Here is a 22,166-nt window from a genome sequence, read left to right on the forward strand (position 1 = left end):
TCAGTGGTTGATCGTCGCTTCAACGCCCAGCACCGTCTTGGACTCCCAACAGCTTGGGCGGCTGAGCATGGAGCGATAGCTGCTTCGTTGGCGGCCAACGCAAACCCTCCAGGCGCCAAGCGTGCAATTGATACCCACCATCACCTGGGGTTGCAGTTGCCGTCAGGCCCTGATCGGCTTGATACAAGGGATCTCCGAGCAAGGGACACCCAAGTTGAGAGAGATGAATGCGGATCTGATGGGGGCGGCCTGTATGGATCAGCACTTCCAAAAGATCTCCCGTCTCGCGTCGCTCCCTCAGTTGCACTGAAGAGTGAGCCGATAAGCGCTTACGCACTGGCTCAGGCGTGGGCGGCACTGGTCCCCAAATCCAACCGAGCAACGGATGCTGCCTCTCCACAACATCGGTTTGGATGACAAGCGTCTGACCTTGTTGAAGACTCTCCATACGCTCCGTTAAGGCCAGGTACGTTTTTCGGCAATCACCGTTAGGTCGAAATTGCTTCGACAACGCTGCCCGGGTTTCGGGCCGACGGGCGCAAACCTGAAGGCCAGACGTGAACCGTCCGAGGCGATGAATCGGCTTTGGCACCAAGGCCTCTCCTTCAGAGCGGCTCCTCCACTCCAACAATGACGTCAGAGTGTGTGCAAGGAAGCCGCCACCTGGCATCACCGGCAATCCTGAGGGCTTGTTCACGACCAGCACATCGCCGTCATCGTGAATGACCTCCCATTGATCAGGAACCGCAGCCTCCACCCAGGGAGGACGCGCCCAACGAATCCAATCGCCAGCCTTCACCTCGACGTCATCGGGACAAGCCAAACCATTCAGGGTGATTTCCCCGCTGGCCAAGCGCTGCTGCCAAGTCGCTGCACAGGAATGGCGATGGCGCTGCGCCAGAACACTGCTCAATCGAGTGGACTGTTCCCGTTGTCGAACCCGGTCGCAGTACGTCCAGCCGTTATTCAACGCCGCCGGCCGCCATTCCGCCGGCTCAGCCATCAGGTCACAAGATGATGTTGAAGGGCATAACGCACGAGCTCCGTGCGGCTGGAGGTTTCCGTTTTGATGAAGAGCCGGCTCACGTACTTCTCCACATTGCGAATCGAGGTCTCGAGCTGCCGCGCGATCTCCTTATTCATCAGGCCCTCAGCCACAAGCTGCAACACACTTGCCTCCCTTGGAGTGAAATTGTGTTGGACCGGATCCTGGTTGGGTAGGGCATCTGCCTGGGCGAGAAGCGAGCGGATCTCTGTGATCTGCTTGGCCATCTGACCCATGTCGGTATCAGCGAACCGTGCTGCCTCCTGCAACAACCGCTGCTGCCGCTGGGCAACATTGCGCACCCTCGCGACGAGTTCATCAGGGTCAAAAGGCTTGGGGATGTAGTCATCCACGCCTGCGAGATAGCCCTGAGTGCGATCCGCCGTCATTCCTTTGGCAGTTAGAAAAATCACTGGCGTTCCTCCCAAACGCTCGTCTTCGCGAAGCTTGCGAAGCAAGCCATAGCCATCAAGGCGAGGCATCATCACGTCGCTGATGACGACATCTGGCAGCATTTGCTGGGCTTTGCTGAATCCTTCTTCCCCGTCCTCGGCCGTCGTGACATCAAACCCTTCGTCCTCTAAGTAGGCCTGAACGGCGGTGCGCAAACCAGGCTCGTCATCGACGAGCAGCAACCGTGGGTTCAGAACCTCGCTTGGAGTCTCCGTCATGGACCTGACATATCTCCGTGAAATCTAGAGGCGCTATTGGCTTGGCAACTGCAAAATTTCTTGGGATTCCACCTGCAGGGTGGAAAAACCCAACGCCTTGGCCTTCTCTGTTAACGCAGAGGGGTCTCTACCAGCATGATCTGGCTCACAGGCAGCCCACCACACCAGATGGTGCTCCCTATTCGCCGAGGTAATCAAACCGCCAGGGTTCAGTCGGTTTAGGTAGATCGCGGTCTGATCGCGTGTGACACGCATGGGCTCCGTCCGACTGCAACTCAGCGATTCCGTGGGGATGATCAGATTTTCAGGCGATTCCCTCCAAAGCTTGTAATGCCTCAGAGCAGGATCAGCCGAATCCACCTGGATGGCAAAAATCCCAAGAGTGGAGGTGCCTCCCAGCTCACGCGTCTCGAGCACGACCAGATCGGCAGGCCGAGACGCCCGCATCTGTTCAAGAACCTTCTGACGAAAGGATTTTTCTGCCAAGCCAGGCTGCACAACACTGATCGCGAGCAGACTCAAGCTGGTGATCCAATAAGCCGCACGCATCTGAAAAGAGGACAGACTCACACCATGCTGCCAAGTTCCGACAACGTCTTGACTCAATCGGCACCGATTGGCCTCGACCATCAAGCCACAACGCCATGTCACAAGGATGTGGTGAAGGCCATGGAGCCCTGGTGGAGTGAACTGTGGGGCAATCCTTCTAGCCGGCAGCATCGGCTAGGGCTGACGGCCGCCGCCGCCGTGCAAGTGGCCCGAGAACAATTAAGCGATTGCTTGAATTGCTCAAGCGAACAGCTGGTCTTCACCAGCGGGGCCACAGAGGCCAACAACATTGCCCTGCTCGGTCATGCACGAGCCATCGCCCGAGAGAGGGGGCAAGCAGGGCATTTGATCAGCATGGTCAGCGAACATCACGCAGTTCTCGATCCGCTTCAGCAGCTTCAGCGAGAAGGCTTTCGCATCACCCTTCTCCCGCCAGGGCCGGATGGTCTCCTCGACCCAAAAAAGCTTGAGGACGCCATCACCAAAGACACCCAATTGGTGAGTGTGATGCTGGCCAATAACGAAATCGGCGTCATCCAGCCACTCCCTGAAGTCGCGGCCATCTGCAGAGATCAGGGTGTGACGCTGCATAGCGATGCCGCTCAAGCCTTCGGCCACATCCCCTTAGACAGCCAACGTCTTGGCGCAGATTTTCTCAGCCTTAGCGCCCACAAGCTGAATGGACCCAAAGGGGTCGGCGCCCTGATCTGCAACCTGGACTTAGCGGTCGAGCCGCTGCAATGGGGAGGGGGGCAAGAACGGGGGTTGAGACCTGGCACCTTGCCGGTGCCACTCATCATCGGATTTGCCAAAGCGGCCGAGTTGGCACGAAGCGATCTCGCTAGCCGCAGTCAGCGCCTCGAACGTTTGCGCAATCGACTTTGGGAGGGCCTGAAGCAGAGGCAGCCCACGGTGCTTCTCAACGGAGATGCCATCGAGAGACTGCCGCACAATCTCAACATCACGATTCCAGGCATCTCCGGAAGCAAGCTGCATCGAGCACTGAGATCCCGCGTGGCCTGTAGCAGTGGATCGGCCTGCAGTCGCGGTGAACCGTCCCATGTGCTGATGGCCTTAGGTCGAAGCCGCCAAGAGGCGGAAGCCTCCCTACGACTCAGCCTGGGGCGAAGCACCACGGAGCACGAGATCGACCAAGCCATTCAGGCAATTAACGACGTCATCCACCAATTGCGTCATAAACCATGAAATAAATGGTGCTGCTCGCTACTTTCCGGCCAAGCCTTTTCATCAACATCTGGCCATGAGCGACACCACGGAGAGCAGCAGGCTCCACGTCCTGCAAGCAATTGAAGATGGCTGGTCAGGCTTCTGCAAAGCCCCATTGCCCTTTGTGCTTTTCACCCTGCTATCGGGGGCGTTAGGGCTGATCTTTCAGGTGATGAGCCATGCAGCCACCATCAGATCCTCTGCAGGATCAGGCTTCGATCCAGGCACGGTCCTGCTGATGATTGTCTCCGTGATTGGCAGCACCGTGATCAGCCTATGGGCGGTTACAGGTCTGATTCGCGGAGCATGGAAGGCCCTTAGTGGCCATAAGCCCTCCTTTGGAGACCTCACCCACTGGGATGGCCAAGCCGCAGGTCGCCTGTTCATTAACCAGCTAGTGCTGGCCGTTGTTCTTGCGATCATTTTGTTCATCGCCATTGCCATCGGCACGGGCCTGTTCCAGATCAATCAGGCCTTGGCCGTGATTCCTGGCCTCGTGGCTGGCATCGTGTTCCTGTATTTGGGAGTGAACCAAAAGTTCCTTCCCTTCATCGCGATCATGGGAGAGGGCCATCCTCTTCAAAAAATCCAGCGCGGCAGAGCCGTCGTGGATCCCAACTGGGGGTGGATGCTCTTGCTCCTGATCGTGGAAGTTGTGATCCTGGGCCTTGGACTTCTACTCAACGGAGTGGGCCTTCTGGTGGCTAGCCCCTTGGTGATCTGCATCTCAACAGCGGCCTATCGCCAACTGTTTGGCACAGAAGACCAAACCGGTTTTCTTAGCGAGAGCTGAGTCCAATAAAAGCCGCCACACCGAGCAGTGCCAAGGCCAGTTGAGCCAGACGACTCACCAGAAGTCCGGCCACAACAGCCAATCCCACCACGGATCCCTGGCGCAGCGCCTCAAGCCACCCCAAATTCCGGGGTGGCTTTTTTGTGACCCAGGTCTCCACCGCCAGCGCACCAAGCCAAGGGCCGAACAAGGCCCCAAGCAGTGGGCCTCCAAAAGGCAAGGCCGGAAGCAGGCCCAACACTGCCAAGAGCAGCCCCACCCCGGCACCTGCTGCAGACCAACGGCTGGCCTTGAGACGCGCCGATGCAAGGCCCAAAGCCAACAGGTCGGCCACAAGGCCCAGACCAAACAACACCAAAGCGACAACGAGCTCAGGCCAGGCCTGTTGCCATCCGACAGCAACGATCCAAATCAATCCACCCACCGGAAGCCAAATCAAGCCTGGAAGCAGGGGAAAGAGCGTGCCCGGAATCGCCAGCAGCTGCACCAACAGCGCCATCCACCACCACCAATCTGAAGACCAAGGGATGCTCATCCCTCAGGCCGAGCGGTGTCGGGCCTCCGCCTGGCAATTCTGAGTTTTGCGCTGCGACTGCGCGGATTGTCTGCCTGCTCCTGTTCTGACGCCATCAACGGTTTGCGCGTGACCCGTTCGAGCCGCTCGTCCTGAAGAAAGGCGGTTTTAACCCGGCGGTCCTCCAACGAATGAAAACTGATGATCGCGAGGAGACCATCAGGCTTCAGCCAACCGGGCGCAATCTGCAGCAATCGGTCCAGCACTCCCAGTTCATCGTTCACAGCAATCCGCAATGCCTGAAAGGTGCGCGTGGCGGGATGAATCCTTCCCCGCCTGGCTTTCGGGGGGTAACAACCAGCCACGGCATAGGCCAACGCCGCCGTGCCCGAATAGGCGCCTTCTGCCTCCAGATCCGCCTTGATCCGTCGAGCAATCCTGCGAGACAAGCGTTCCTCGCCAAAGGCGTAAATCAAGTCAGCCAGGGCATTCACATCCAGCCGCTCGATCAGATCCGCTGCCGTTTCAGCTCCAGCCGCTGGGTTCATGCGCATGTCCAAAGGACCATCCAGCCGGAAGCTGAATCCTCTGGAGGCCACATCTAATTGGGGACTGCTCACCCCAAGGTCTGCCAGCACCAGCGACACCTGTTCCTGTGGTTCAAACGCAGCAAAGTTGACCGGCACGATCTGGACGCGCTCAAGGAAGGGCTCCAGCCTGGAAGCAGCAGCAGCCCTGGCCGTGGGGTCCTGATCCAAGCCAAGCAAACGCAAGCCAGGACAGCGTTCCAAGATGAGTTTGCTATGCCCACCACCGCCAAGAGTGGCGTCAATCACAGCTGTGTTCTGCCAAAGGGATGGGGGCTGCTCAGACAAAATCCGCATCAGCGTTTCAGCCAATACGGGCACGTGGCTGAACGCCACACCGGAAGACAGCGAGTGATCGGGCATCGGTCCTTCCTAAGATCCCGATAACGCAATGAACCTCGGCTCACCATGACGCAGCTGGAAACGCGCACCGAGCCGATGGTGGTCAACTTCGGCCCCCATCACCCCTCCATGCATGGGGTGCTGAGGCTCGTCGTAACCCTGGACGGTGAAGACGTTGTGGATTGCGAGCCGGTGATCGGCTACCTCCACCGCGGCATGGAGAAGATCGCCGAGAACCGCACCAACGTGATGTACGTGCCCTACGTGAGCCGTATGGACTACGCCGCGGGCATGTTTTATGAAGCCATCGTGGTGAACGCTCCTGAGCGCCTCGCCAATATCCCGGTGCCCAAGAGGGCTAGCTACATCCGGGTCTTGATGCTGGAGCTCAACCGGATCGCCAACCACCTGCTTTGGCTTGGCCCCTTCCTCGCTGATGTTGGTGCCCAAACACCGTTCTTTTACATCTTCCGTGAACGGGAGATGATCTACGACCTCTGGGAAGCGGCCACGGGCCAGCGACTCATCAACAACAACTATTTCCGCATCGGTGGCGTTGCCGCCGATTTGCCCTGGGGCTGGTTGGAAAAATGTCGGGATTTTTGCGACTGGTTTGGTCCAAAAATCGATGAGTACGAAAAACTCATCACCAACAACCCAATTTTCCGTCGCCGCATTGAAGGGCTTGGCGTGATCGGCAGAGAAGAGGCGATCAATTGGAGCTTGTCAGGTCCAATGCTGCGAGCTTCCGGTGTGCCTTGGGATCTCCGCAAGGTGGATCATTACGAGTGTTACGACGATTTCGATTGGGATGTGGTCTGCGAGAAGGAGGGTGACTGCTTTGCTCGCTATCGCGTCCGCATCGAAGAGATGCGTCAATCGCTAAAAATCCTGCGCCAAGCCTGCGACATGATCCCCGGCGGCCCCACCGAAAATCTCGAAGCCCACCGCATGGCGGAAGGGAAAGACAGTCCCTTTGCAGGATTCGACTACCAATACGTGGCCAAAAAAGTGGCGCCTACGTTCAAGATCCCGAATGGCGAGCTGTACACCCGCCTGGAATCAGGCAAAGGCGAAATCGGAGTGTTCATCCAGGGCAACAACGATGTGACCCCCTGGCGCTTCAAGATCAGGGCCGCTGACAGCAACAACCTCCAAATCCTTCCTCACATCCTCAAGGGACACAAAGTTGCCGACATCATGGCGATCTTGGGCTCGATCGACGTGATCATGGGATCCGTTGATCGCTGACCACTCTGGAGTCCTGACGCAACTGAACCTTGGCCTTTCGTTCCCCAGATGAGTGGTTAAAGCTTGAGCGCATCGTGCGTTTTGGCGATACCGATGCAGCTGGTGTGATGCACTTCCACCAACTGTTGCGCTGGTGCCATGAAGCATGGGAGGACAGTCTTGAGCGCTACGGGATTGCCGCAGCGGATCTTTTTCCTGGATGCAGAGCAGCACAAGATCCACCAATCATCGCTTTGCCGGTGGTGCACTGCGCAGCCGATTTTTTACGTCCTGTGCATGGTGGCGATCACTTAGTCGTGACACTGACGCCGACCAGGGTGGATCCCAGCCAATACGAGGTGCGCTTCCTCTTTCAAATCGACGACACCAACGTCGCCAAAGGGATCATTCGCCAACTGGCAATCAACGCTGAAACGCGACGACGCTGTGCTTTGCCAGAAGCAATCGATCGCTGGCTGGAAGCATCAGCAATCGGCACCATTGGAACGCTCTAAATCCTTCAGCCAAGCCCGCCAGTGTGTGCGCTCCCACTTGCCAGCAGTGGTTGACGCAAGATCAGCACAGTGATGCCAACGCCGCGGTCGTTCTGGCGGCAACCAACGATCCGTCAGGGTCTTGATCGAAAGCATTGCTGCTACGGATCTGGCAGGGTCTTGCTCCGCTTCCTGCCAACACACCAGTGCTTCGAGGCGCTCCCCCCATTCGCGGTCGTGAACGCCGAGAAACAGCACTGCTTTCAGCGGGAGGCCAACCTCTCGCGCAGCAGCCATCAAGCGAGCCTCTAGCTGCTCTGGGAAGACCGTGATCCCACCGGAGTGAATCGCACCATCCAGGCGGCCCAGCAGCGTGAGCTGCGGAGTTGCCGCAGACCCTTGAAAACAAGCAGCGTCTCCAGAGCTCCACCAGCCATCCGCATCGGTCAGGGGTCTAAAAGACGGCTGCCTCGATCGTGCAGCCAGCGATCCATCCCCATCAGGCTTCCAACGGCCTATCGCGAGACGCCTGCAGCGCACCGCCAGCGCACCGTTCGCCTCCACCCGCAGCTCAACGTCATCGAGGGGCTCACCCACTCCCTCTTCCCCATCCAGAAAGCGCTCAGGGGATTGAGCCACCACCATCGCGGACGTTTCTGTGGACCCATAACAAGGCGCAAGCTTGATCCCCAGCGCGCGGGCCTTCGCAGCAAGCTCGGATGGCAACGCTGCTCCACCCACCCAAATCAGCGCCATCGCTTGCAACCAGAGCACACCTGCAGGATCGGCCAACAAGCGCCCGAGCTGAGTGGGCACGAGTGAAAGCACCATCGGCATGGAGTCCCAATCGGAGCGCTGACAGGACTCCTTCAGCAAAGCCTGAGGGCTTTTCATCAAAGCTGGTGACAGCCATACATGGGCAACATTCCACTGCTGAGCTCGCCACCAAGGCATCAAGCCACTGATGTGCTGAAAGGGCAGCGGATTCCAAACGATCACTTGCGATGCATTTAGTCCGAGCGCATGCAACCAACGGCCAGTCGCCGCGGCCGATCGATCCAAATGGATTGATGGCTGAAGACAAAGCTGTCGACCACCGCTGCTTCCACCGGTGGAAAGAACCAATCCAGGCCCCGCCGGCAGAGCCTTAGGAGCCTCAAGCAGAACATCCTGGGGACCCAGTAAGCGCACCCAATTCCCCCGCTCGAGGGCAGGAAGGAGAGATCCAGCCACAGTGGATGGGCTCTCTGGATCACATCGCAACTGTTCAAGGATGCTCATCGCACTCCTCGCTCATCTCAGCTGCGGCCCACACCTCTGCCGGATCGGGACTAAACAACGGGCCAGCTGGACACCACCCCGGGGCCAAGCCAGGAGCTGCCGGGGTTTCCCCTTGAGCCTGGAGGGCCGCTAAGTGCGCCAACCAGCGACCACCGATCCCGGTTTCAAACGCTGTGCTCAGCATGAGGCGAGGCCTGCCCCGAAGCAGATCCCGCAGGAGAGGCCTTGGGTCTCCCTCCAACAAGGGTCGGCGCACCTGCCAGCTCTCCCAATGATCACGCCAGGTGGGATAGGCCTGCAAGGACTCATCCAGAGCCACCGGCACCACCGCAGCGATGGCCTGAAGGCCCTCCCAATCATCGGCCGCAAGCGGTTGCTCTAACCACTCCAGGCGCGAATCTCCACGAAGCCGCTCCACCCATTGCCAAGCCTGAAGCCTGTCCCAGCCACCATTGGCATCCAGCCGCAAACGTGCCAAAGCCGGAAGCTTGTCGAGCAGACCCTGGAGCAAGCACCACTCCTCCTCGTGATCGCAGACCGCCACCTTCCACTTCAGCGTGAACGGCAGGTTGGGATCCACTGAGGCCAGCAGGCGATCCAGTACATCCCGCATCGCGACTCCTGCCGGCAACAAGAACGCCGACATTGGCGCCTGGAGCCAACCAGCAGAGGAGGCACTCCCCAGTTCGCCATCAAGCTCAGCCAGGGCAGCACCAATGGCGAAAGCCAACGCAGCTGGACCTGTTGCGATCCAGTGTTCAAGGCTGCTGACAGTCCAGACCACCCCAAGCCCCATCATCCGAACCAAGGCGGCCTGGCAAGCCTCATGCTGTTCAGCCTCCAAGGGCGACACCTCTCCCCAACCAAGACGGCCGGCCGAGTCTTCTAAGCGCAACACCCAACCGCGACGGTGCTGCAACACTCCGGCAGCGGTGTGCAACGGCCGGTTGAGGTTGAACCCATAGGGCTTGATCTGCAACCGAAGCTCCATGCCTTTCAACTCAGGAGGGGTCCCAGCGCTAATCCCGCACTTAAGCCAAGACCGTTGAGAGTCTGAAAACGGAGCGCCAAAAATTTGCTACCAGCGATTCGATCCGGTTCGGCATGGTGATCTCGAAGCAAACGAATCAGCGCTGCTGCCGCTGGTAGGCCAATCGCGCCGAATAGGGCCGTGAGCGGCCAATCACCGTGAACGACTGGCACCCATTCCAGCGCGAGAGTACCGGCAACAAACCAAGGCACCAAGCTGGCAGCTTTGGCCGTACCCAAGCGCACCACCGGGGAGCATTTGCCATGGGCTTCGTCCTCTTCCAGCTGATGAAAATGGGAGCAGAACAACACCAGAGACGTGGCCAAAGCAGGCCCTGAGCCAAGCATCAGCGCAAGTCCCCAAGGCACAGCTGCTTGGTTAGAAGGAGCCAGCACCAGCAGCGCAGCCGCCGTCGCAAAGGGGCCAAAAGCCAACCAGCAAATCGGCTCCCCCCATCCCCGATATCCCAAGCGAAAGGGTGGACCCTGATACAGATATCCGAGTCCACAGCTCACGAGCACAAGGGGGAGCACCGCGAACGAACTGCGCAGAGCGAGCATCAGCATCAGTCCTAAGCCAAGCATCAACGCCAAACAGGCCCAACGCCGGACAGGCCTTCGCTGCCCTACCAACGCCACGATCGAATGGGGCTTGCCAACAACATCCACACCGGTGTCGGCATCAAACAGATCATTGCTGAGGTTTTCCCAGAGCAGCAGCAGCACCGCCGCAAGCAAAAAGCCTGAGAACTGGGACCAACGCACCCCCTCCTCGCCCCCTAGGCGCCAACCTGCCGCCAACAGCACGGGCATCACTGCAACGGAATACATCCGCCACTTAATGGCGGCCTTCCAAAGGCGTCGGCGATCGGACATGGAGTAACGGGATGCAACAGCCTGGGGATCTGGCATGGGCAGGATCCAGACACACTGCGATGTGGCTCATACATTTGAGCAGGACGCTGCACTGATTCGCCTGGACATGACAGCCGCACTTCAACAATCAACGGCTGCTCAGCGTTTCGGCACACTGCTGGACAGGGCTCAGCGCGCCTGGCATCAGCGCCAAGTGGAGGAGGGCACGTTCAGCATCGCCCTACAGGTGCCCCCTCAGGATCCGCTGAAGCAATTGCCATGCCTGGCGCGAGAAAGCTCCTTTCAATTCTTGTGGGACAGCGCCCCAGGCCTGTGCCTCGCTGCGGCCGGTCAATGCCAACACCTTGACCTGGCAGGTCCGCGGCGATTTGAGCTGGCTCAACGTTTCAGCGACACCACCCTGCAACGCCTGATCAATGCCAGCCCTGAGGCGCCTTGCCAAGCCCGTTCCCGCGTACTGCTGGCCTTCAGCTTTTTCGAGCAAAGCAGGGAACAACAGGGGAGTGTTGACAGAGTTCCCTGCCTGCAAGCGCTGCTCCCCCGCTGGCAACTCAGCAGTCATGGCCAACAAAGCTGGTTGCGGATGCACGGCCATGCCTCCGATGCATCCGATGTGCGTGTCTTAGTGGAGGCGCTTTGGCAGATGGCCGACGCGCTCAACGCAACCTCACCTCAAGATGAGCCAGACGATGCAATGGTCCTGGGCACCCCCGTGGGCTGCTGGCAAGAGCGCTATCGCCCCGCACTCGAGCAAGGGTTGGCGTTAGTGAATGAGGGAGCGCTGCACAAGCTGGTGTTGGCTGTGCGTCAGTCGATTGAACTCACCACACCCCTCTCTCCCTTGCGCCTGCTGGAGAGGCTGCGACATCAGCAAACCGGGAGCTGCCGCTTCCTCTGGCAGCGAGGATTCAATGATGCTTTTTTTGGAGCCTCGCCGGAACGGCTGCTCAGCCTGCGTACCGGACGGCTGCGCAGTGATGCCCTAGCAGGCACTGCTGGTCGAGGTGAAGGCGGAGACACCCTGATGCAGTCGAACAAGGACCGCCACGAACATGAGCTCGTGGTGAAGGCGATCAGCGAGAGCCTCAGAGAGGAAGGACTTCAACCCCAAAGCCCGCGGCGCCCCCAACTGGCGCGACATGGCCAACTGATCCACCTACACACCCCGATCAGTGCCGATGCCTCAGGCCACCAGGCGCTTGCCCTCGCAGCCGCACTCCACCCAACTCCCGCGGTAGCGGGACTGCCACGACGGGAGGCCATGCATTGGCTGCAAACGCTTGAACCATTCGAGCGCGGTGGCTACGCCGCGCCCATCGGTTGGATCGATCAGGCTGGGGATGCGGAATTGCGCGTTGCCATCCGCTGCGGACATCTACGCGGAAAGCAACTTGATCTCACCGCAGGAGCGGGCCTTGTGCAGGGATCGATTGCGGAACGGGAACTGCAAGAGGTCAGCCAAAAGCTGGCCGTTCTCGCCGACCAGCTTGATCTTCACTCAGGGAGTAGGGAGCAAACGCAGTCGCAACTCCATCGATAACGGCTTGAGCGCATCTATCACCTGAGATCAACTCGAAGAAGCACTCAGGCGAGCGATCACCATGTCGGCCAAGGGCACATTCATCAGTCGCTCCACCTCGCGAATGCCCGTTGGGCTGGTGACGTTGATTTCACTCAGCATTCCTCCGATCACGTCGATACCCACAAAGAACAAACCTTCCGAGCGCAAGGCCGGAGCCAAGGCCTCACAAATCAAGCGTTCGCGCTCCGTGAGCTCCGTGGCCTCCGGGAATCCACCAACGGCGAGGTTGCTACGGAATTCCCCCTCTTTGGGCTTGCGGTTGACAGCTCCCAGTGGTTCTCCATCCACGAGCAGGATCCGCTTATCGCCATCGGTAACGGCAGGAAGAAAGCGCTGAGCCATCACCGGAAGGGATCCCTGTTCCGTGACTAGTTCAAGCAACGCACCAAGTCCAGGTGCTGATGCTGAGACACGCACAACACCTAAACCAGCACGGCCCCCGAGGGGCTTCAGAACCACTTCTTCTTGTTCGCGCGCAAAGGCCGATAGCTCCGAAATACGGCCCGACACCAACGTCGGGGCCATCCAGCGGCTGAAGCGCAGGGCGCCAAGCTTTTCATTCCAACTACGCAGCGATGCCGGACGGTTCAGCACCAAGGCACCCGCTCGCTCGGCCACATCGAGCAGATGGGTTGCATAGAGATAGGCCTCATCAACTGGAGGATCTTTCCGCATCCAGATCGCTCCAAAGCGATTGAGCGGACAGCGTTCAGGTTCGCCGATTTCAACCCAGGGATCGGGCTGCACTGGCACCGCAACCGCTAGTGGCTCATCACCGAGTGCAATCAAGTCAGCAGGAATGGATGCCCAGACCTCATGGCCGGCGCGCTGGGCCGCCTGCATCAAGGCGGCTGTGGAGTCTTTTACAGGGTTGATCCGATCTAGCGGATCCAACACGAAGAGATGTCGCATGGCAGACACCTCTTCAGGCCTGACCGGCGAGCAGGGCATCCAGTTTCCCTGCACGCTCCAGGCCATGAAGTTCATCGCAGCCCCCTACGTGTTGGTCATCGATAAAAATCTGAGGAACGCTGCGTTTGCCGTTGCCTCGGGCCGCCATCGCATCACGTCCAGGCTCATCCCCATCCACCGAGACTTCTACGTAGGCAACACCTTTTCGGTCAAGCAGACCCTTGGCGCGCACGCAAAACGGACAGGTGCTCCAGGTGTAGATCTCAACCTTGGCCATCGAACTGCCGCATACGAAGGCTGAATCTTATGCAGAACGACCGCGCTGATAGCGTCGAGTTCAGAAGACTCCCTTGCACCATTGCTGGATCTCACAGACTTCAAACGCGATCTTTCCGAGCTCACTGACCGCCTGGGCCATGCCCAGGACTGTCTTTGACGTCCCTGCACTGAACGCCAGGCAACAGGATCTCGAGCAACTCGCCGCTCAACCCGACTTTTGGAACGATCAGCAAAATGCGCAAAAGCAGATGCGTCGCCTCGACGAAGTGAAGGCGCAGCTGCAGCAACTTGTGGATTGGCGTGGAGCGATCGACGATGGGCAAGCCACCCTTGAGCTCTATGAACTAGAGGCTGATGAAGACCTCCTTGGCGAGGCTCAACAAGGACTCGATCAGCTGCGACTCGCTCTAGAACGCTGGGAGTTGGAGCGCCTTCTCAGTGGCGAATACGACAAAGAAGGTGCGGTCTTAAGCATCAACGCCGGTGCCGGCGGAACCGACGCCCAGGACTGGGCCCAGATGCTGCTGCGCATGTACACCCGCTGGGCCGAAGACCAAGGGATGAGCGTGAGCGTGAATGAGCTCTCGGAGGGAGAGGAAGCTGGCATCAAAAGCACCACGATTGAGATCGAAGGTCGCTATGCCTACGGCTATTTACGCAACGAGAAGGGCACCCATCGATTGGTGCGGATCTCGCCCTTCAATGCCAATGACAAACGGCAAACGAGTTTTGCCGGTGTGGAAGTGATGCCCAAGCTGGATGAAGAGGTAGAGCTCGATATTCCTGAAAAAGATCTCGAGGTCACCACCTCCCGCTCCGGCGGAGCAGGCGGGCAGAACGTCAACAAAGTGGAAACGGCCGTTCGCATCCTCCATGTGCCCACCGGCCTGGCGGTGCGCTGCACCCAAGAGCGCTCTCAGCTTCAGAACAAGGAGAAGGCCATGGCCCTGCTCAAGGCGAAGTTGCTGGTGATTGCCCAGGAGCAGCGTGCAGCAGAAATTGCCGACATTCGCGGCGACATTGTGGAAGCAGCCTGGGGGAATCAGATCCGCAACTACGTCTTTCACCCGTATCAAATGGTGAAAGACCTACGCACCCAAGAGGAGACCACAGATGTGCAAGGCGTGATGGATGGAGATCTCAACCCCTTCATCCAGGCGTTATTGCGCCAAGGTGTGGATCGCCCAGGCAGCGACGACGACAGCTGACCGACGTGCACTTATCACGATGATCCCTTCATGACTCAGGCTCCCGAAAACGACAGCAGTCCCTCCACCCCCCAAAGCGCCGACAAGGGAGCTCCACCACCGAGTTTCGTGAAATTGGCCATGCGCAACATGGTGCGCAAAGGCGGGCAGAGCCTGTTCCATTTCGGCCTGACCGCTGCAGGCTTCATTGGTTTCATTCTTGTGGTGGCTTGGTTGGGGCGACCAACACTCCCGCAATGATCAGCCTCGACCTGGCCTTCAGCCCTGCAGCCGCTGACCTCATTGATCCAGCGGATGACCAAGGCACGCGCTCCAGGCTGCAACAAGCCAGCGACTGGGAGTGTGAATTAAGCGCTTGGATTGAAGCCCTTCGTCAGGACCGCAACAATCACTGTCCCGACGTCGTGAGGACCTCCAACTCGGTCAGTCTGGGGGTCTCGCTACTCGATGACGCCAGCATCGCCGAACTCAATCTCCGCTGGCGCCAGAAACCCACGCCAACAGATGTGCTCTCCTTTGCGGCTCTGGAGAGTGAGATGCCGATGGGTGCAGGCCAGGAGCTTGAGCTAGGAGACATCGTCGTGTCGGTGCCCACCGCCCGTCGTCAAGCTCTGGAACAGGAGCATGGCCTGGAAAGGGAACTGCGCTGGTTGGTCAGTCATGGGCTTCTGCACTTGCTGAGCTGGGATCATCCCGATGAAGAGTCCCTGGCTGCAATGCTGCAAAAACAGGAGCAGCTGCTTGGCATGGGCGGTAACGTTCGTTCCTGAGGTGAGATCAACTGTGAATCAGCAGATGAAGTCACTGCTGAACCCTGAAGACGGAGCATCGGTGCCGGAGGAGATCAGCCAGCGCAGCACTCAGCGAGCACATCGTGCAGCCAAACGGGGTGCCTGGCGGATCGCGGGGGATCTCCCCTCCAGCTTCCGCTACGCGGCCCAAGGCCTCGGCTACGGCTTCGTGAGTCAGAGGAACTTCCGTATCCACGTTTGTACGGGAGGGTTGGTTTTAGGGATGGGGATTTGGCTCCAACTTCCCGCCATCCAGCTGGCGGTGTTGGTGCTCACGGTGGCTGTTGTGTTGGTGCTGGAGCTGCTCAATACGGCCATTGAGGCGGTGGTGGACTTGGCGATCGGCCGCCGCTTCCATCCCCTCGCCAGAATTGCCAAGGATTGTGCTGCTGCCGCTGTTCTCGTCTCTGCGATCAGCTCCATGCTGATCGCGCTCCTGCTTCTGCTTCCACCCCTGATTCTGCGCCTGGGCCTCTAACCATGCTGCTGGTTATCGATAACTACGACAGTTTCACGTTCAACCTGGTGCAATACCTGGGGGAGCTTGCCAACCAGTTCCCGGTGGCGACCGACCTACGCGTCGAGCGAAACGACGCCCTCAGCCTTGAGGAGATTCGCGACCTCAATCCATCCGCCATTTTGCTTTCACCTGGCCCAGGCGATCCGGATCAAGCCGGTGTTTGCCTCGAGGTCTTAAGCCAACTCTCACCCACCATCCCAACCCTTGGGGTGTGCCTCGGGCATCAATCGCTCGCGCAGGCTTACGGCGGACGCGTTGTGAGAGCCAGAGAACTGATGCATGGGAAAACCTCTCCTGTTCAGCATCGCGGTGAAGGCGTCTTCGCCGGGCTTCCCCAACCCCTTACCGCGACCCGATATCACAGCCTGATTGCTGAACGTGAAACACTCCCTGAATGCCTTGAAGTCACTGCCTGGCTAGAAGACGGAACGATCATGGGGCTGCGCCATCGCAACTACCCCCATCTGCAGGGGGTGCAGTTCCATCCGGAAAGTGTGCTCACAGAAGCAGGGCACCAGCTGCTGGCCAACTTCCTGCGTCAAGCAGAGCCCCAGTGATATCACTGCTAGCTTCCTGAGCAAGAAGACGATCAACAATGTCGGTCCACGAACGAGTTCAGAGTCTTTTCCGCATTGTTGTGAGTGGTTCGGCACTCCTGGCGATTGGAACGGTTGCTCCAGTTCGGGCCGCTGGCGTCTCCGTGACCAATTACGGCCATAGCGCCTTACTCATCCGCGGAGGTGGCCAATCCGTGATGGTCAATCCGTTTCGTGCCGTGGGCTGCGCCAAAGGACTCGCTGAGCCCCGTGTGAACGCAACGGTGATCCTTGCCAGTTCGGAATTACCCGATGAAGGGGCTCGCATCGGTGGTGGGACCTATTTGGCACAACCAGGCTCTTATCGCATCGGAGGACTCAATATCGAAGGGTTCGCCGCTCCCCATGACCGCGTTGGAGGCCGTCGTTTTGGCCAAGCCACGTTGTGGCGCTGGCAACAAGCAGGTCTCAACTTTGCCCATCTTGGAGGCACCGCCGCCACACTCAGCGGTGAAGACAAAGTGCTTCTCGGTCGCCCCGACGTCTTAATCATCGGCGTCGGCGGCGGCGGCAAGGTCTACAACGGAGAGGAGGCGGCCAAGGTGGTGCGTGAACTCAATCCCCGCAGGGTGATTCCCGTTCAATACGTGAATGGGGAGGCTCCTACCGGCTGTGACCTCGGCGGGGTGCAGCCATTTTTGGATGCGATGTCCGGTACAAAGGTGCGCAAAGTGGGGCCAAACCTCAACCTGCCGGGAACCCTTGGGGACAACACCGTGATCGATGTCATGCGTTGATCGCGATCGAAGCCAACAGCGTTGACAGTTCGTCTCGTTCCATCCCAGCAATCAAGACCAAAAGGAGCAGAATCCTTGCCTTCTGAGGGTTGAGAGTTCCTGCCGGCAACAAACCAAGCTCATCCTGAAGCTCAGACGGATGGACAGGGCCACTACCGCACCGACTCGACCGCAACATCAGAGGCAACACACCAGGCCAGGTTTTGATGGCATCACGCTCACCCGCAGACAACTGTCCGGCCCCGGTGCCGGTCCAAACCAGCCCCTTCACCCCTGCATTGAAGAGGGCCGAAACCATGGCCAACGAAGGATCCACGCAGCCGTAAAGGATGGCCACCTCGGGCCACTGAAGCGGCAAAGCAAGCGTGGCGAACGGAACGGAGCGGGACCCCGTTGCCACCGGCAAATGCACCCCGCTGTCATCCACCCAGCCCAGGGGGCCGAAATCTGGACTTTGAAACGCACCCACACCCTGGGTGGCCACCTTGGTAACAGCCCTGGCTCCATGGATCTGACCATCCATCACCACAAGCACCCCATGCCCACGGGCCTGAGAACTACCTGCCACCTGCACCGCTTGAAAAAGATTCAGCGGACCATCGGCACTGAGGGCTGTGGCCGGACGCATCGCTCCCACCAACACCACCGGCCGCGGATCATCAATGAGGAGCTCCAACAACCAGGCGGTTTCTTCCATGGTGTTGGTGCCATGGGTGATCACCACTCCCGCCAGCTCAGGGGACACAGCAAAACACTCACGGATTCGCTTCACCAGCTGGATCCAATGCTGAAACTGCAGATCAGCACTATCCAGGTTGGTGAGTTGTGCCAGCTGAATCTGAGCCACCTCCTGCAGCTGCGGCAGCTCCTGGAGCAGTTCCGATCCCGTCATCGCTCCCGCGGTGTAGGCGTTGAGGGAGGTGCTATTTGCACTGCGGCCAGCGATCGTGCCGCCCGTGGCAAGCAGGAGCAACTGCGGGGGTGATGCAGGCTGATCAACCATCAAGGCTCTGAATCGATCGCTTGATAAGCCTGCCAAAAAAGCTGCATCTGCTCAGTGGTGCCAATGCTGATGCGCAGCGAACCATCAATCTGAGGCTTCCCCGCCATCGATCTCACCAAAATCCCTGCCGCCCTCAGCTCGGCTTCAACGGTTGCAGACGAGCGACGAGGCCATAGCAACAGGTAATTGCCACCGGCCACATGACAAGAGGCACGTTCACGCCTCATTTCAGTAACGAGCCAGTGACGCGCACGTAACACTTCAGCGACATAAGCGTCGGTATAGGGCTGATCGCCTAGGGCCGCCATCGCCGCCGTCACGGCCAAGCTATTGACGTCATAGGGGCCAGTGACCCTGCCCACCCGGTCCACGACCTCGGGATGGCCAAGGGCAAACCCGATCCGCAAACCAGCAAGGCCAGCCGTTTTAGCCAACGATCGCAGCACGAGCAGATTGGGGACTGCGCGAAAATCAATCGACGGCAAGACGCTGTCTCCCGTGAACGCCTCATACAACTCATCCACCACCACAAGCGTTTGAGGCGCGGCAGCCGCTAGTGCCAACACTTGAGCCGCCGGCAAACGCGTTCCCGTGGGGTTGTTGGGATTGCACAGCATCAAGATGCGCGGCGTACGCAACAAGGCCGCGCCAATCGCCTCCATCGGAAACACAAACCCTGGCAGCTCATGGGGCACGGCCTCAATCGCCATCCCCTGCATGCCCGCGCAGGGGCCGTAATACCCAAAGGTGGGACTGGTGGTCAGCAGCGTGTCACCGGCCGAGCCATAGGCATGAATCACGGCATGAATCGCAGCATCAACCCCGTTGAACACGCCAACATGCGCAGTCGTCAGCGCACAGGCCAGGCCCGCTGGCGACGACTCAAGATTGGCAATCAGGGCTTCCCGAAGCCCGTCGTACTCGGGATAAATCGCGATCTGTTCGGCCGGAAAAGCTCGGATCGCCTCCGCGACCTTTGGGCTGGGTCCAAGCGTGTTTTCGTTGAAATCAAGCCGCAACAAACCTCGCCTCCCCTCCAGAGGAGCGCTATATCCCTTGAGCTGCTCAACCTCCGGCCGGGCGCGAAGTGGCTTGCGTTGAGAGTGTCCGTTCACAGCCAATCCCCAGTCACCAAACGATCAAAACCTGAAGGCGAATTCGAACCACAGCAGCTGCACTTGCCCGTCATGGTGTCACTACATCCGCTCCAACGTGGCAATACCCAATAATCCCAACCCTGATTTCAGGGTATCGGCGGTGAGACGGCACAACGCCAAACGGGATGCCAGGGACTTGCCCTCAGCCTTGAGCACTGGAACCTGGTCATAGAAGCGATTGAACACTTGCGATAACTCGAACAAATAGCTGCAGAGACGATTGGGCAGCAACTCCTCCTCCACCTCGGAGATCACCGCATCAAATTTGAGCAGTTCCCGCACCAGGGCCCACTCCTGGGGCTCACTGAACTGCAGCATGCCTGCCTCGGCCTCAAGGTCTCCACCCTTGCGCGCAATGCCCGCAATCCGCACCACCGCATAGAGCAGATAGGGAGCTGTGTTGCCTTGCAAGGCCAGCATGCGATCAAAACTGAACTGGTAATTGGTGATCCGGTTTTGGCTGAGGTCGGCGTACTTAACCGCCGCGAGCCCCACCGTGCCAGCCACATGCTCGACAAAGCTCTCATCCTCCTCCCGCCCCTCCTCCTCCAAGCGCCGGCGCAAGTCGGCTTCTGCCCGTTCCACCGCTTCATCGAGCAGATCGCGCAGCCGAACCGTGTCACCAGAACGGGTCTTGAGTTTCTTGCCGTCCTCGCCCTGGACCAACCCAAAAGGCACATGCTCCAGTCGGCCGTCCTCTGGAATCCAATTCGCCCGTTTCGCCACTTGAAACACACCAGCGAAATGATTCGCCTGGCCCGCATCGGTCACATAAATGATCCGGCGCGCACCATCTCCATCCGAGGCAGGCGCAAAGCGATACCGGATCGCTGCTAGGTCGGTGGTGGCGTAATTGAACCCACCATCACTCTTGCGAACAATCACGGGCAAGGGCTTGCCATCCTTCCCATTCACGCCCTCAAGGAAGACACACTCGGCACCGTCGTCGGTGACGAGCAAACCAGCCTCCTTCAAGCCACTGAGGACTGGCGCCAAATACGGGTTGTAGAACGATTCGCCCCGTTCGCTCAGACGAATATCAAGCCGGTCGTAAATCTTCTGGAACTCTCGCCGCGACTGATCGCAGAGCAATCCCCACGCCTTGAGTGACACCGGATCACCACCCTGCAACTTCACCACCTCTTCGCGAGACGTGGTCTGAAAGGCGTCGTCGTCGTCGAAACGCTTTTTAGCTTCGCGATAGAAGGCCACCAAGTCACCAAGGTCAACCGCATCGGCAGTGTTGAGGGTCTCGGGGGCCACCTGTTTGAGATGGGTGATCAGCATCCCGAACTGCGTTCCCCAATCACCCACATGGTTTAAGCGCAGCACCCGATGGCCGCGGAACTCGAGCACCCGAGCCAGAGAATCGCCAATGATCGTTGAGCGCAGATGGCCAACGTGCATCTCCTTGGCGATGTTGGGGCTGGAAAAATCCACCACCACCGCTGCATCGTTTTGCACCGCCGGGACCCCCAGTCGCGGATCACCAAGCCGTGCCGACACCTCAGCCGCTAAGCACTCAGGCCGAATGGTGAGATTGATGAAGCCAGGACCAGCGATCTGGGGCTCTAAACACAGGGCTGTGAATGCTGGGTCTGCCTGAAGCGCCTCCACAATCGCCCCGGCAATTTGGCGAGGAGCCTGCTTGAGAGGTTTGGCCAAGGGCAGGGCTCCATTGGCCTGGAAATCACCAAATTCCGGCTTGCTTGCAGGTGCCAGCTGGGGATCGAGCAGAGCATCCACCTCCGGGAAGGCCCGCTGCATCGCCTCACGCAACTGGGCTTCAAGGGCGTTGGCGATGCAAAGCATGAACGGCAGCAAAGGCGCAAGCCCTTAATCATCTCCCGACGGGGGTGAAGCGCATGCTCAGATCCAGCCAGGAGCTGCGTGTCATTGGCGCACTGGTAGAGATCAAATCGATTCCCGTGGCGGCATAGGCCCTCAAATCTGCGGGCTGGATACCAGAGGCCTCAAGAACGACCGGGGAACCACTAAGCCGAGCCTTTGCCTCAGATCGCAACTGGGGCACCAACCCGATCAACTCCGCTGGAGTGAACTCATCCAGCAACACACCATCAGCGCCTGAAGCCACCGCTGCACGGGCCTCCTCAGCGGTTTCCGCCTCAACAATCACCCGTGATGGCCAAGGGGCCTCGGCCCTCACGGCCTTGATGGCAGCCGAGACGCCACCAGCCCAAGCCAGGTGATTTTCCTTGAGCATGGCCGCATCATCCAAGCCCATCCGGTGATTCACACCTCCACCGCAGCGCACGGCGTATTTCTCCAGTTCCCGCAGCCCAGGCGTGGTTTTACGGGTATCAGCCAACAAAACACCACTGCCCTCGAGCTCCATCACCAAAGCTGCTGTTTCTGTTGCGATGCCCGACAGCCGCATCGCCAAATTGAGTGCCGTGCGTTCCATCGCCACCAACATCTCCGCCGGTCCAGATAGTTCCAAGAGCCGATCCCCAGCTGCAATGGGTGCGCCATCACAAACCAGCAGTTGAAGCTCAACCTGATGGCCAGCAGGTCCAACCAGCTCAGAAAGTAGCGGCTTTAAAAGGACACCTCCACAGAACACACCATTGGCTTTAGCGAGCCAATGCGCCACGCCAGCTTGTCCTCGCAGCGCAGGGGCAGAAAGATCTCCGCGGCCCAGATCCTCCTGCAACCATTCCCCTAGCTTGCGACGAAGCCCCGGGGTTATTGCCAGCGTGCTGGGCGCCATCAGAGAAGGTAC

25 protein-coding genes are annotated in these 22,166 nt (G+C 59.1%); 11 read left to right on the top strand and 14 right to left on the bottom strand.

What is annotated here, in order from left to right; all coding sequences use genetic code 11:
* Positions 1–19: 19 nt before the first annotated feature.
* The 3 genes from SynPROS91_RS11040 to SynPROS91_RS11050 are packed head-to-tail and all read right to left on the bottom strand — an operon-like array spanning position 20 to position 2,286.
* The gene (locus tag SynPROS91_RS11040) at positions 20–1,003 is read right to left on the bottom strand and encodes an RNA pseudouridine synthase (protein ID WP_186516854.1); all 984 of its coding nucleotides are present in this window, start codon (positions 1,001–1,003) and stop codon (positions 20–22) included.
* Complete coding sequence (locus SynPROS91_RS11045) at positions 1,003–1,716, bottom strand: response regulator transcription factor (protein ID WP_186516856.1); 714 nt, start codon at positions 1,714–1,716, stop codon at positions 1,003–1,005. The genes SynPROS91_RS11040 and SynPROS91_RS11045 overlap by 1 nt, the downstream gene beginning before the upstream one ends.
* Before the next feature lie 33 nt (positions 1,717–1,749).
* The gene (locus tag SynPROS91_RS11050; protein ID WP_255439774.1) at positions 1,750–2,286 is read right to left on the bottom strand and encodes a hypothetical protein; all 537 of its coding nucleotides are present in this window, start codon (positions 2,284–2,286) and stop codon (positions 1,750–1,752) included.
* Positions 2,287–2,289: 3 nt separating this feature from the next.
* Between SynPROS91_RS11050 and SynPROS91_RS11055 the strand changes: the two genes are divergently transcribed.
* Both SynPROS91_RS11055 and SynPROS91_RS11060 read left to right on the top strand, forming a co-directional pair.
* Positions 2,290–3,471, top strand: a complete 1,182-nt coding sequence (locus SynPROS91_RS11055; protein ID WP_186516857.1) for a cysteine desulfurase family protein — start codon at positions 2,290–2,292, stop codon at positions 3,469–3,471.
* Between the two features lie 55 nt (positions 3,472–3,526).
* Positions 3,527–4,285: a hypothetical protein gene (locus tag SynPROS91_RS11060; RefSeq protein WP_186516859.1), complete on the top strand. Its 759-nt coding sequence runs from the start codon at positions 3,527–3,529 to the stop codon at positions 4,283–4,285.
* Here the strand turns inward: SynPROS91_RS11060 and SynPROS91_RS11065 are convergent.
* Together SynPROS91_RS11065 and rsmH are read right to left on the bottom strand one after the other, a co-directional pair.
* On the bottom strand, positions 4,272–4,820 hold the full coding sequence (locus tag SynPROS91_RS11065) for a DUF456 domain-containing protein (RefSeq protein WP_186516861.1): 549 nt from the start codon (positions 4,818–4,820) through the stop codon (positions 4,272–4,274). The two genes, SynPROS91_RS11060 and SynPROS91_RS11065, sit on opposite strands and share 14 nt — an antisense overlap.
* The gene (gene rsmH / locus SynPROS91_RS11070) at positions 4,817–5,749 is read right to left on the bottom strand and encodes a 16S rRNA (cytosine(1402)-N(4))-methyltransferase RsmH (protein WP_186516863.1); all 933 of its coding nucleotides are present in this window, start codon (positions 5,747–5,749) and stop codon (positions 4,817–4,819) included. Before rsmH ends, SynPROS91_RS11065 begins: the two co-directional genes overlap by 4 nt.
* A gap of 45 nt (positions 5,750–5,794) precedes the next feature.
* On the opposite strand from rsmH, the gene SynPROS91_RS11075 reads away from it, so the two are divergent.
* Entirely contained in the window at positions 5,795–6,979 is a 1,185-nt protein-coding gene (locus SynPROS91_RS11075; RefSeq protein ID WP_186516864.1) for an NAD(P)H-quinone oxidoreductase subunit H, read from the top strand.
* A gap of 29 nt (positions 6,980–7,008) precedes the next feature.
* Positions 7,009–7,473, top strand: coding sequence for a thioesterase family protein (locus SynPROS91_RS11080; protein ID WP_186516866.1), 465 nt, complete (start codon positions 7,009–7,011; stop codon positions 7,471–7,473).
* Here SynPROS91_RS11080 and SynPROS91_RS11085 read toward each other — a convergent pair.
* Genes SynPROS91_RS11085 through menA form a run of 3 tightly spaced genes read right to left on the bottom strand, consistent with a single transcriptional unit; the run spans position 7,444 to position 10,674 of the window.
* On the bottom strand, positions 7,444–8,733 hold the full coding sequence (locus tag SynPROS91_RS11085; protein WP_186516868.1) for an AMP-binding protein: 1,290 nt from the start codon (positions 8,731–8,733) through the stop codon (positions 7,444–7,446). The genes SynPROS91_RS11080 and SynPROS91_RS11085 overlap by 30 nt on opposite strands.
* Positions 8,720–9,724, bottom strand: coding sequence for an o-succinylbenzoate synthase (locus tag SynPROS91_RS11090; RefSeq protein ID WP_186516870.1), 1,005 nt, complete (start codon positions 9,722–9,724; stop codon positions 8,720–8,722). The genes SynPROS91_RS11085 and SynPROS91_RS11090 overlap by 14 nt, the downstream gene beginning before the upstream one ends.
* Positions 9,725–9,729: 5 nt before the next feature.
* Positions 9,730–10,674, bottom strand: coding sequence for a 2-carboxy-1,4-naphthoquinone phytyltransferase (gene menA / locus SynPROS91_RS11095; RefSeq protein ID WP_186516872.1), 945 nt, complete (start codon positions 10,672–10,674; stop codon positions 9,730–9,732).
* 70 nt (positions 10,675–10,744) lie between these two features.
* Between menA and SynPROS91_RS11100 the strand changes: the two genes are divergently transcribed.
* Positions 10,745–12,178: an isochorismate synthase MenF gene (locus tag SynPROS91_RS11100; RefSeq protein ID WP_186519752.1), complete on the top strand. Its 1,434-nt coding sequence runs from the start codon at positions 10,745–10,747 to the stop codon at positions 12,176–12,178.
* A gap of 27 nt (positions 12,179–12,205) precedes the next feature.
* Here the strand turns inward: SynPROS91_RS11100 and gshB are convergent, their stop codons facing one another.
* Both gshB and grxC read right to left on the bottom strand, forming a co-directional pair.
* Positions 12,206–13,132: a glutathione synthase gene (gene gshB, locus SynPROS91_RS11105; protein WP_186519754.1), complete on the bottom strand. Its 927-nt coding sequence runs from the start codon at positions 13,130–13,132 to the stop codon at positions 12,206–12,208.
* Positions 13,133–13,145: 13 nt separating this feature from the next.
* A complete protein-coding gene (gene grxC, locus SynPROS91_RS11110; protein ID WP_186516881.1) occupies positions 13,146–13,409 on the bottom strand; it encodes a glutaredoxin 3 in 264 nt (87 codons plus the stop codon).
* An 81-nt stretch (positions 13,410–13,490) separates the two neighbouring features.
* On the opposite strand from grxC, the gene prfB reads away from it, so the two are divergent.
* The 6 genes from prfB (at position 13,491) to SynPROS91_RS11140 (ending at position 17,263) form a co-directional block, all read left to right on the top strand.
* A protein-coding gene (gene prfB, locus SynPROS91_RS11115) for a peptide chain release factor 2 (protein ID WP_186516883.1) occupies positions 13,491–14,619 on the top strand; the annotation gives its coding sequence in 2 pieces (ribosomal slippage) (positions 13,491–13,565 and positions 13,567–14,619; 1,128 coding nt in all).
* 30 nt (positions 14,620–14,649) lie between these two features.
* Entirely contained in the window at positions 14,650–14,859 is a 210-nt protein-coding gene (locus SynPROS91_RS11120) for a DUF3285 domain-containing protein (protein ID WP_186516885.1), read from the top strand.
* Positions 14,856–15,389 carry an rRNA maturation RNase YbeY gene (gene ybeY / locus SynPROS91_RS11125; RefSeq protein ID WP_186516893.1) on the top strand — a complete coding sequence of 178 codons (534 nt, stop codon included), beginning with the start codon at positions 14,856–14,858 and terminating at the stop codon, positions 15,387–15,389. The genes SynPROS91_RS11120 and ybeY overlap by 4 nt, the downstream gene beginning before the upstream one ends.
* Before the next feature lie 25 nt (positions 15,390–15,414).
* Positions 15,415–15,888, top strand: coding sequence for a diacylglycerol kinase family protein (locus SynPROS91_RS11130; RefSeq protein WP_186516895.1), 474 nt, complete (start codon positions 15,415–15,417; stop codon positions 15,886–15,888).
* 2 nt (positions 15,889–15,890) lie between these two features.
* Positions 15,891–16,487: an aminodeoxychorismate/anthranilate synthase component II gene (locus SynPROS91_RS11135; RefSeq protein WP_186516897.1), complete on the top strand. Its 597-nt coding sequence runs from the start codon at positions 15,891–15,893 to the stop codon at positions 16,485–16,487.
* A gap of 38 nt (positions 16,488–16,525) precedes the next feature.
* The gene (locus SynPROS91_RS11140; protein WP_186516899.1) at positions 16,526–17,263 is read left to right on the top strand and encodes an MBL fold metallo-hydrolase; all 738 of its coding nucleotides are present in this window, start codon (positions 16,526–16,528) and stop codon (positions 17,261–17,263) included.
* On the opposite strand, the gene SynPROS91_RS11145 is transcribed toward SynPROS91_RS11140, so the two are convergent.
* The 4 genes from SynPROS91_RS11145 to nadC form a co-directional block, all read right to left on the bottom strand.
* Complete coding sequence (locus SynPROS91_RS11145; protein ID WP_186516901.1) at positions 17,253–18,266, bottom strand: asparaginase; 1,014 nt, start codon at positions 18,264–18,266, stop codon at positions 17,253–17,255. The two genes, SynPROS91_RS11140 and SynPROS91_RS11145, sit on opposite strands and share 11 nt — an antisense overlap.
* The gene (locus tag SynPROS91_RS11150; RefSeq protein ID WP_255439777.1) at positions 18,266–19,381 is read right to left on the bottom strand and encodes a histidinol-phosphate transaminase; all 1,116 of its coding nucleotides are present in this window, start codon (positions 19,379–19,381) and stop codon (positions 18,266–18,268) included. Before SynPROS91_RS11150 ends, SynPROS91_RS11145 begins: the two co-directional genes overlap by 1 nt.
* Positions 19,382–19,462: 81 nt before the next feature.
* Complete coding sequence (argS, locus tag SynPROS91_RS11155; protein WP_186519755.1) at positions 19,463–21,235, bottom strand: arginine--tRNA ligase; 1,773 nt, start codon at positions 21,233–21,235, stop codon at positions 19,463–19,465.
* 28 nt (positions 21,236–21,263) lie between these two features.
* Positions 21,264–22,154, bottom strand: a complete 891-nt coding sequence (gene nadC / locus SynPROS91_RS11160) for a carboxylating nicotinate-nucleotide diphosphorylase (protein WP_186516905.1) — start codon at positions 22,152–22,154, stop codon at positions 21,264–21,266.
* Positions 22,155–22,166: the final 12 nt, after the last annotated feature.

It is taken from the genome of Synechococcus sp. PROS-9-1, from assembly GCF_014279775.1.
Lineage (GTDB): Bacteria > Cyanobacteriota > Cyanobacteriia > PCC-6307 > Cyanobiaceae > Synechococcus_C.

What these genes read in the sequence shown, in the direction of transcription:
- SynPROS91_RS11130 (WP_186516895.1), top strand. Translation starts at nt 15,415, where the DNA reads ATGAAGTCACTGCTGAACCCTGAAGACGGAGCATCGGTGCCGGAGGAG.
- SynPROS91_RS11040 (WP_186516854.1), bottom strand. Translation starts at nt 1,003, where the DNA reads ATGGCTGAGCCGGCGGAATGGCGGCCGGCGGCGTTGAATAACGGCTGG.
- SynPROS91_RS11045 (WP_186516856.1), bottom strand. Translation starts at nt 1,716, where the DNA reads ATGACGGAGACTCCAAGCGAGGTTCTGAACCCACGGTTGCTGCTCGTC.
- rsmH (WP_186516863.1), bottom strand. Translation starts at nt 5,749, where the DNA reads ATGCCCGATCACTCGCTGTCTTCCGGTGTGGCGTTCAGCCACGTGCCC.
- SynPROS91_RS11060 (WP_186516859.1), top strand. Translation starts at nt 3,527, where the DNA reads ATGAGCGACACCACGGAGAGCAGCAGGCTCCACGTCCTGCAAGCAATT.
- SynPROS91_RS11065 (WP_186516861.1), bottom strand. Translation starts at nt 4,820, where the DNA reads ATGAGCATCCCTTGGTCTTCAGATTGGTGGTGGTGGATGGCGCTGTTG.
- SynPROS91_RS11075 (WP_186516864.1), top strand. Translation starts at nt 5,795, where the DNA reads ATGACGCAGCTGGAAACGCGCACCGAGCCGATGGTGGTCAACTTCGGC.
- nadC (WP_186516905.1), bottom strand. Translation starts at nt 22,154, where the DNA reads ATGGCGCCCAGCACGCTGGCAATAACCCCGGGGCTTCGTCGCAAGCTA.
- gshB (WP_186519754.1), bottom strand. Translation starts at nt 13,132, where the DNA reads ATGCGACATCTCTTCGTGTTGGATCCGCTAGATCGGATCAACCCTGTA.
- grxC (WP_186516881.1), bottom strand. Translation starts at nt 13,409, where the DNA reads ATGGCCAAGGTTGAGATCTACACCTGGAGCACCTGTCCGTTTTGCGTG.
- menA (WP_186516872.1), bottom strand. Translation starts at nt 10,674, where the DNA reads ATGCCAGATCCCCAGGCTGTTGCATCCCGTTACTCCATGTCCGATCGC.
- SynPROS91_RS11085 (WP_186516868.1), bottom strand. Translation starts at nt 8,733, where the DNA reads ATGAGCATCCTTGAACAGTTGCGATGTGATCCAGAGAGCCCATCCACT.
- SynPROS91_RS11140 (WP_186516899.1), top strand. Translation starts at nt 16,526, where the DNA reads ATGTCGGTCCACGAACGAGTTCAGAGTCTTTTCCGCATTGTTGTGAGT.
- SynPROS91_RS11135 (WP_186516897.1), top strand. Translation starts at nt 15,891, where the DNA reads ATGCTGCTGGTTATCGATAACTACGACAGTTTCACGTTCAACCTGGTG.
- argS (WP_186519755.1), bottom strand. Translation starts at nt 21,235, where the DNA reads ATGCTTTGCATCGCCAACGCCCTTGAAGCCCAGTTGCGTGAGGCGATG.
- SynPROS91_RS11090 (WP_186516870.1), bottom strand. Translation starts at nt 9,724, where the DNA reads ATGGAGCTTCGGTTGCAGATCAAGCCCTATGGGTTCAACCTCAACCGG.
- SynPROS91_RS11120 (WP_186516885.1), top strand. Translation starts at nt 14,650, where the DNA reads ATGACTCAGGCTCCCGAAAACGACAGCAGTCCCTCCACCCCCCAAAGC.
- SynPROS91_RS11100 (WP_186519752.1), top strand. Translation starts at nt 10,745, where the DNA reads ATGACAGCCGCACTTCAACAATCAACGGCTGCTCAGCGTTTCGGCACA.
- SynPROS91_RS11145 (WP_186516901.1), bottom strand. Translation starts at nt 18,266, where the DNA reads ATGGTTGATCAGCCTGCATCACCCCCGCAGTTGCTCCTGCTTGCCACG.
- ybeY (WP_186516893.1), top strand. Translation starts at nt 14,856, where the DNA reads ATGATCAGCCTCGACCTGGCCTTCAGCCCTGCAGCCGCTGACCTCATT.
- SynPROS91_RS11055 (WP_186516857.1), top strand. Translation starts at nt 2,290, where the DNA reads ATGCTGCCAAGTTCCGACAACGTCTTGACTCAATCGGCACCGATTGGC.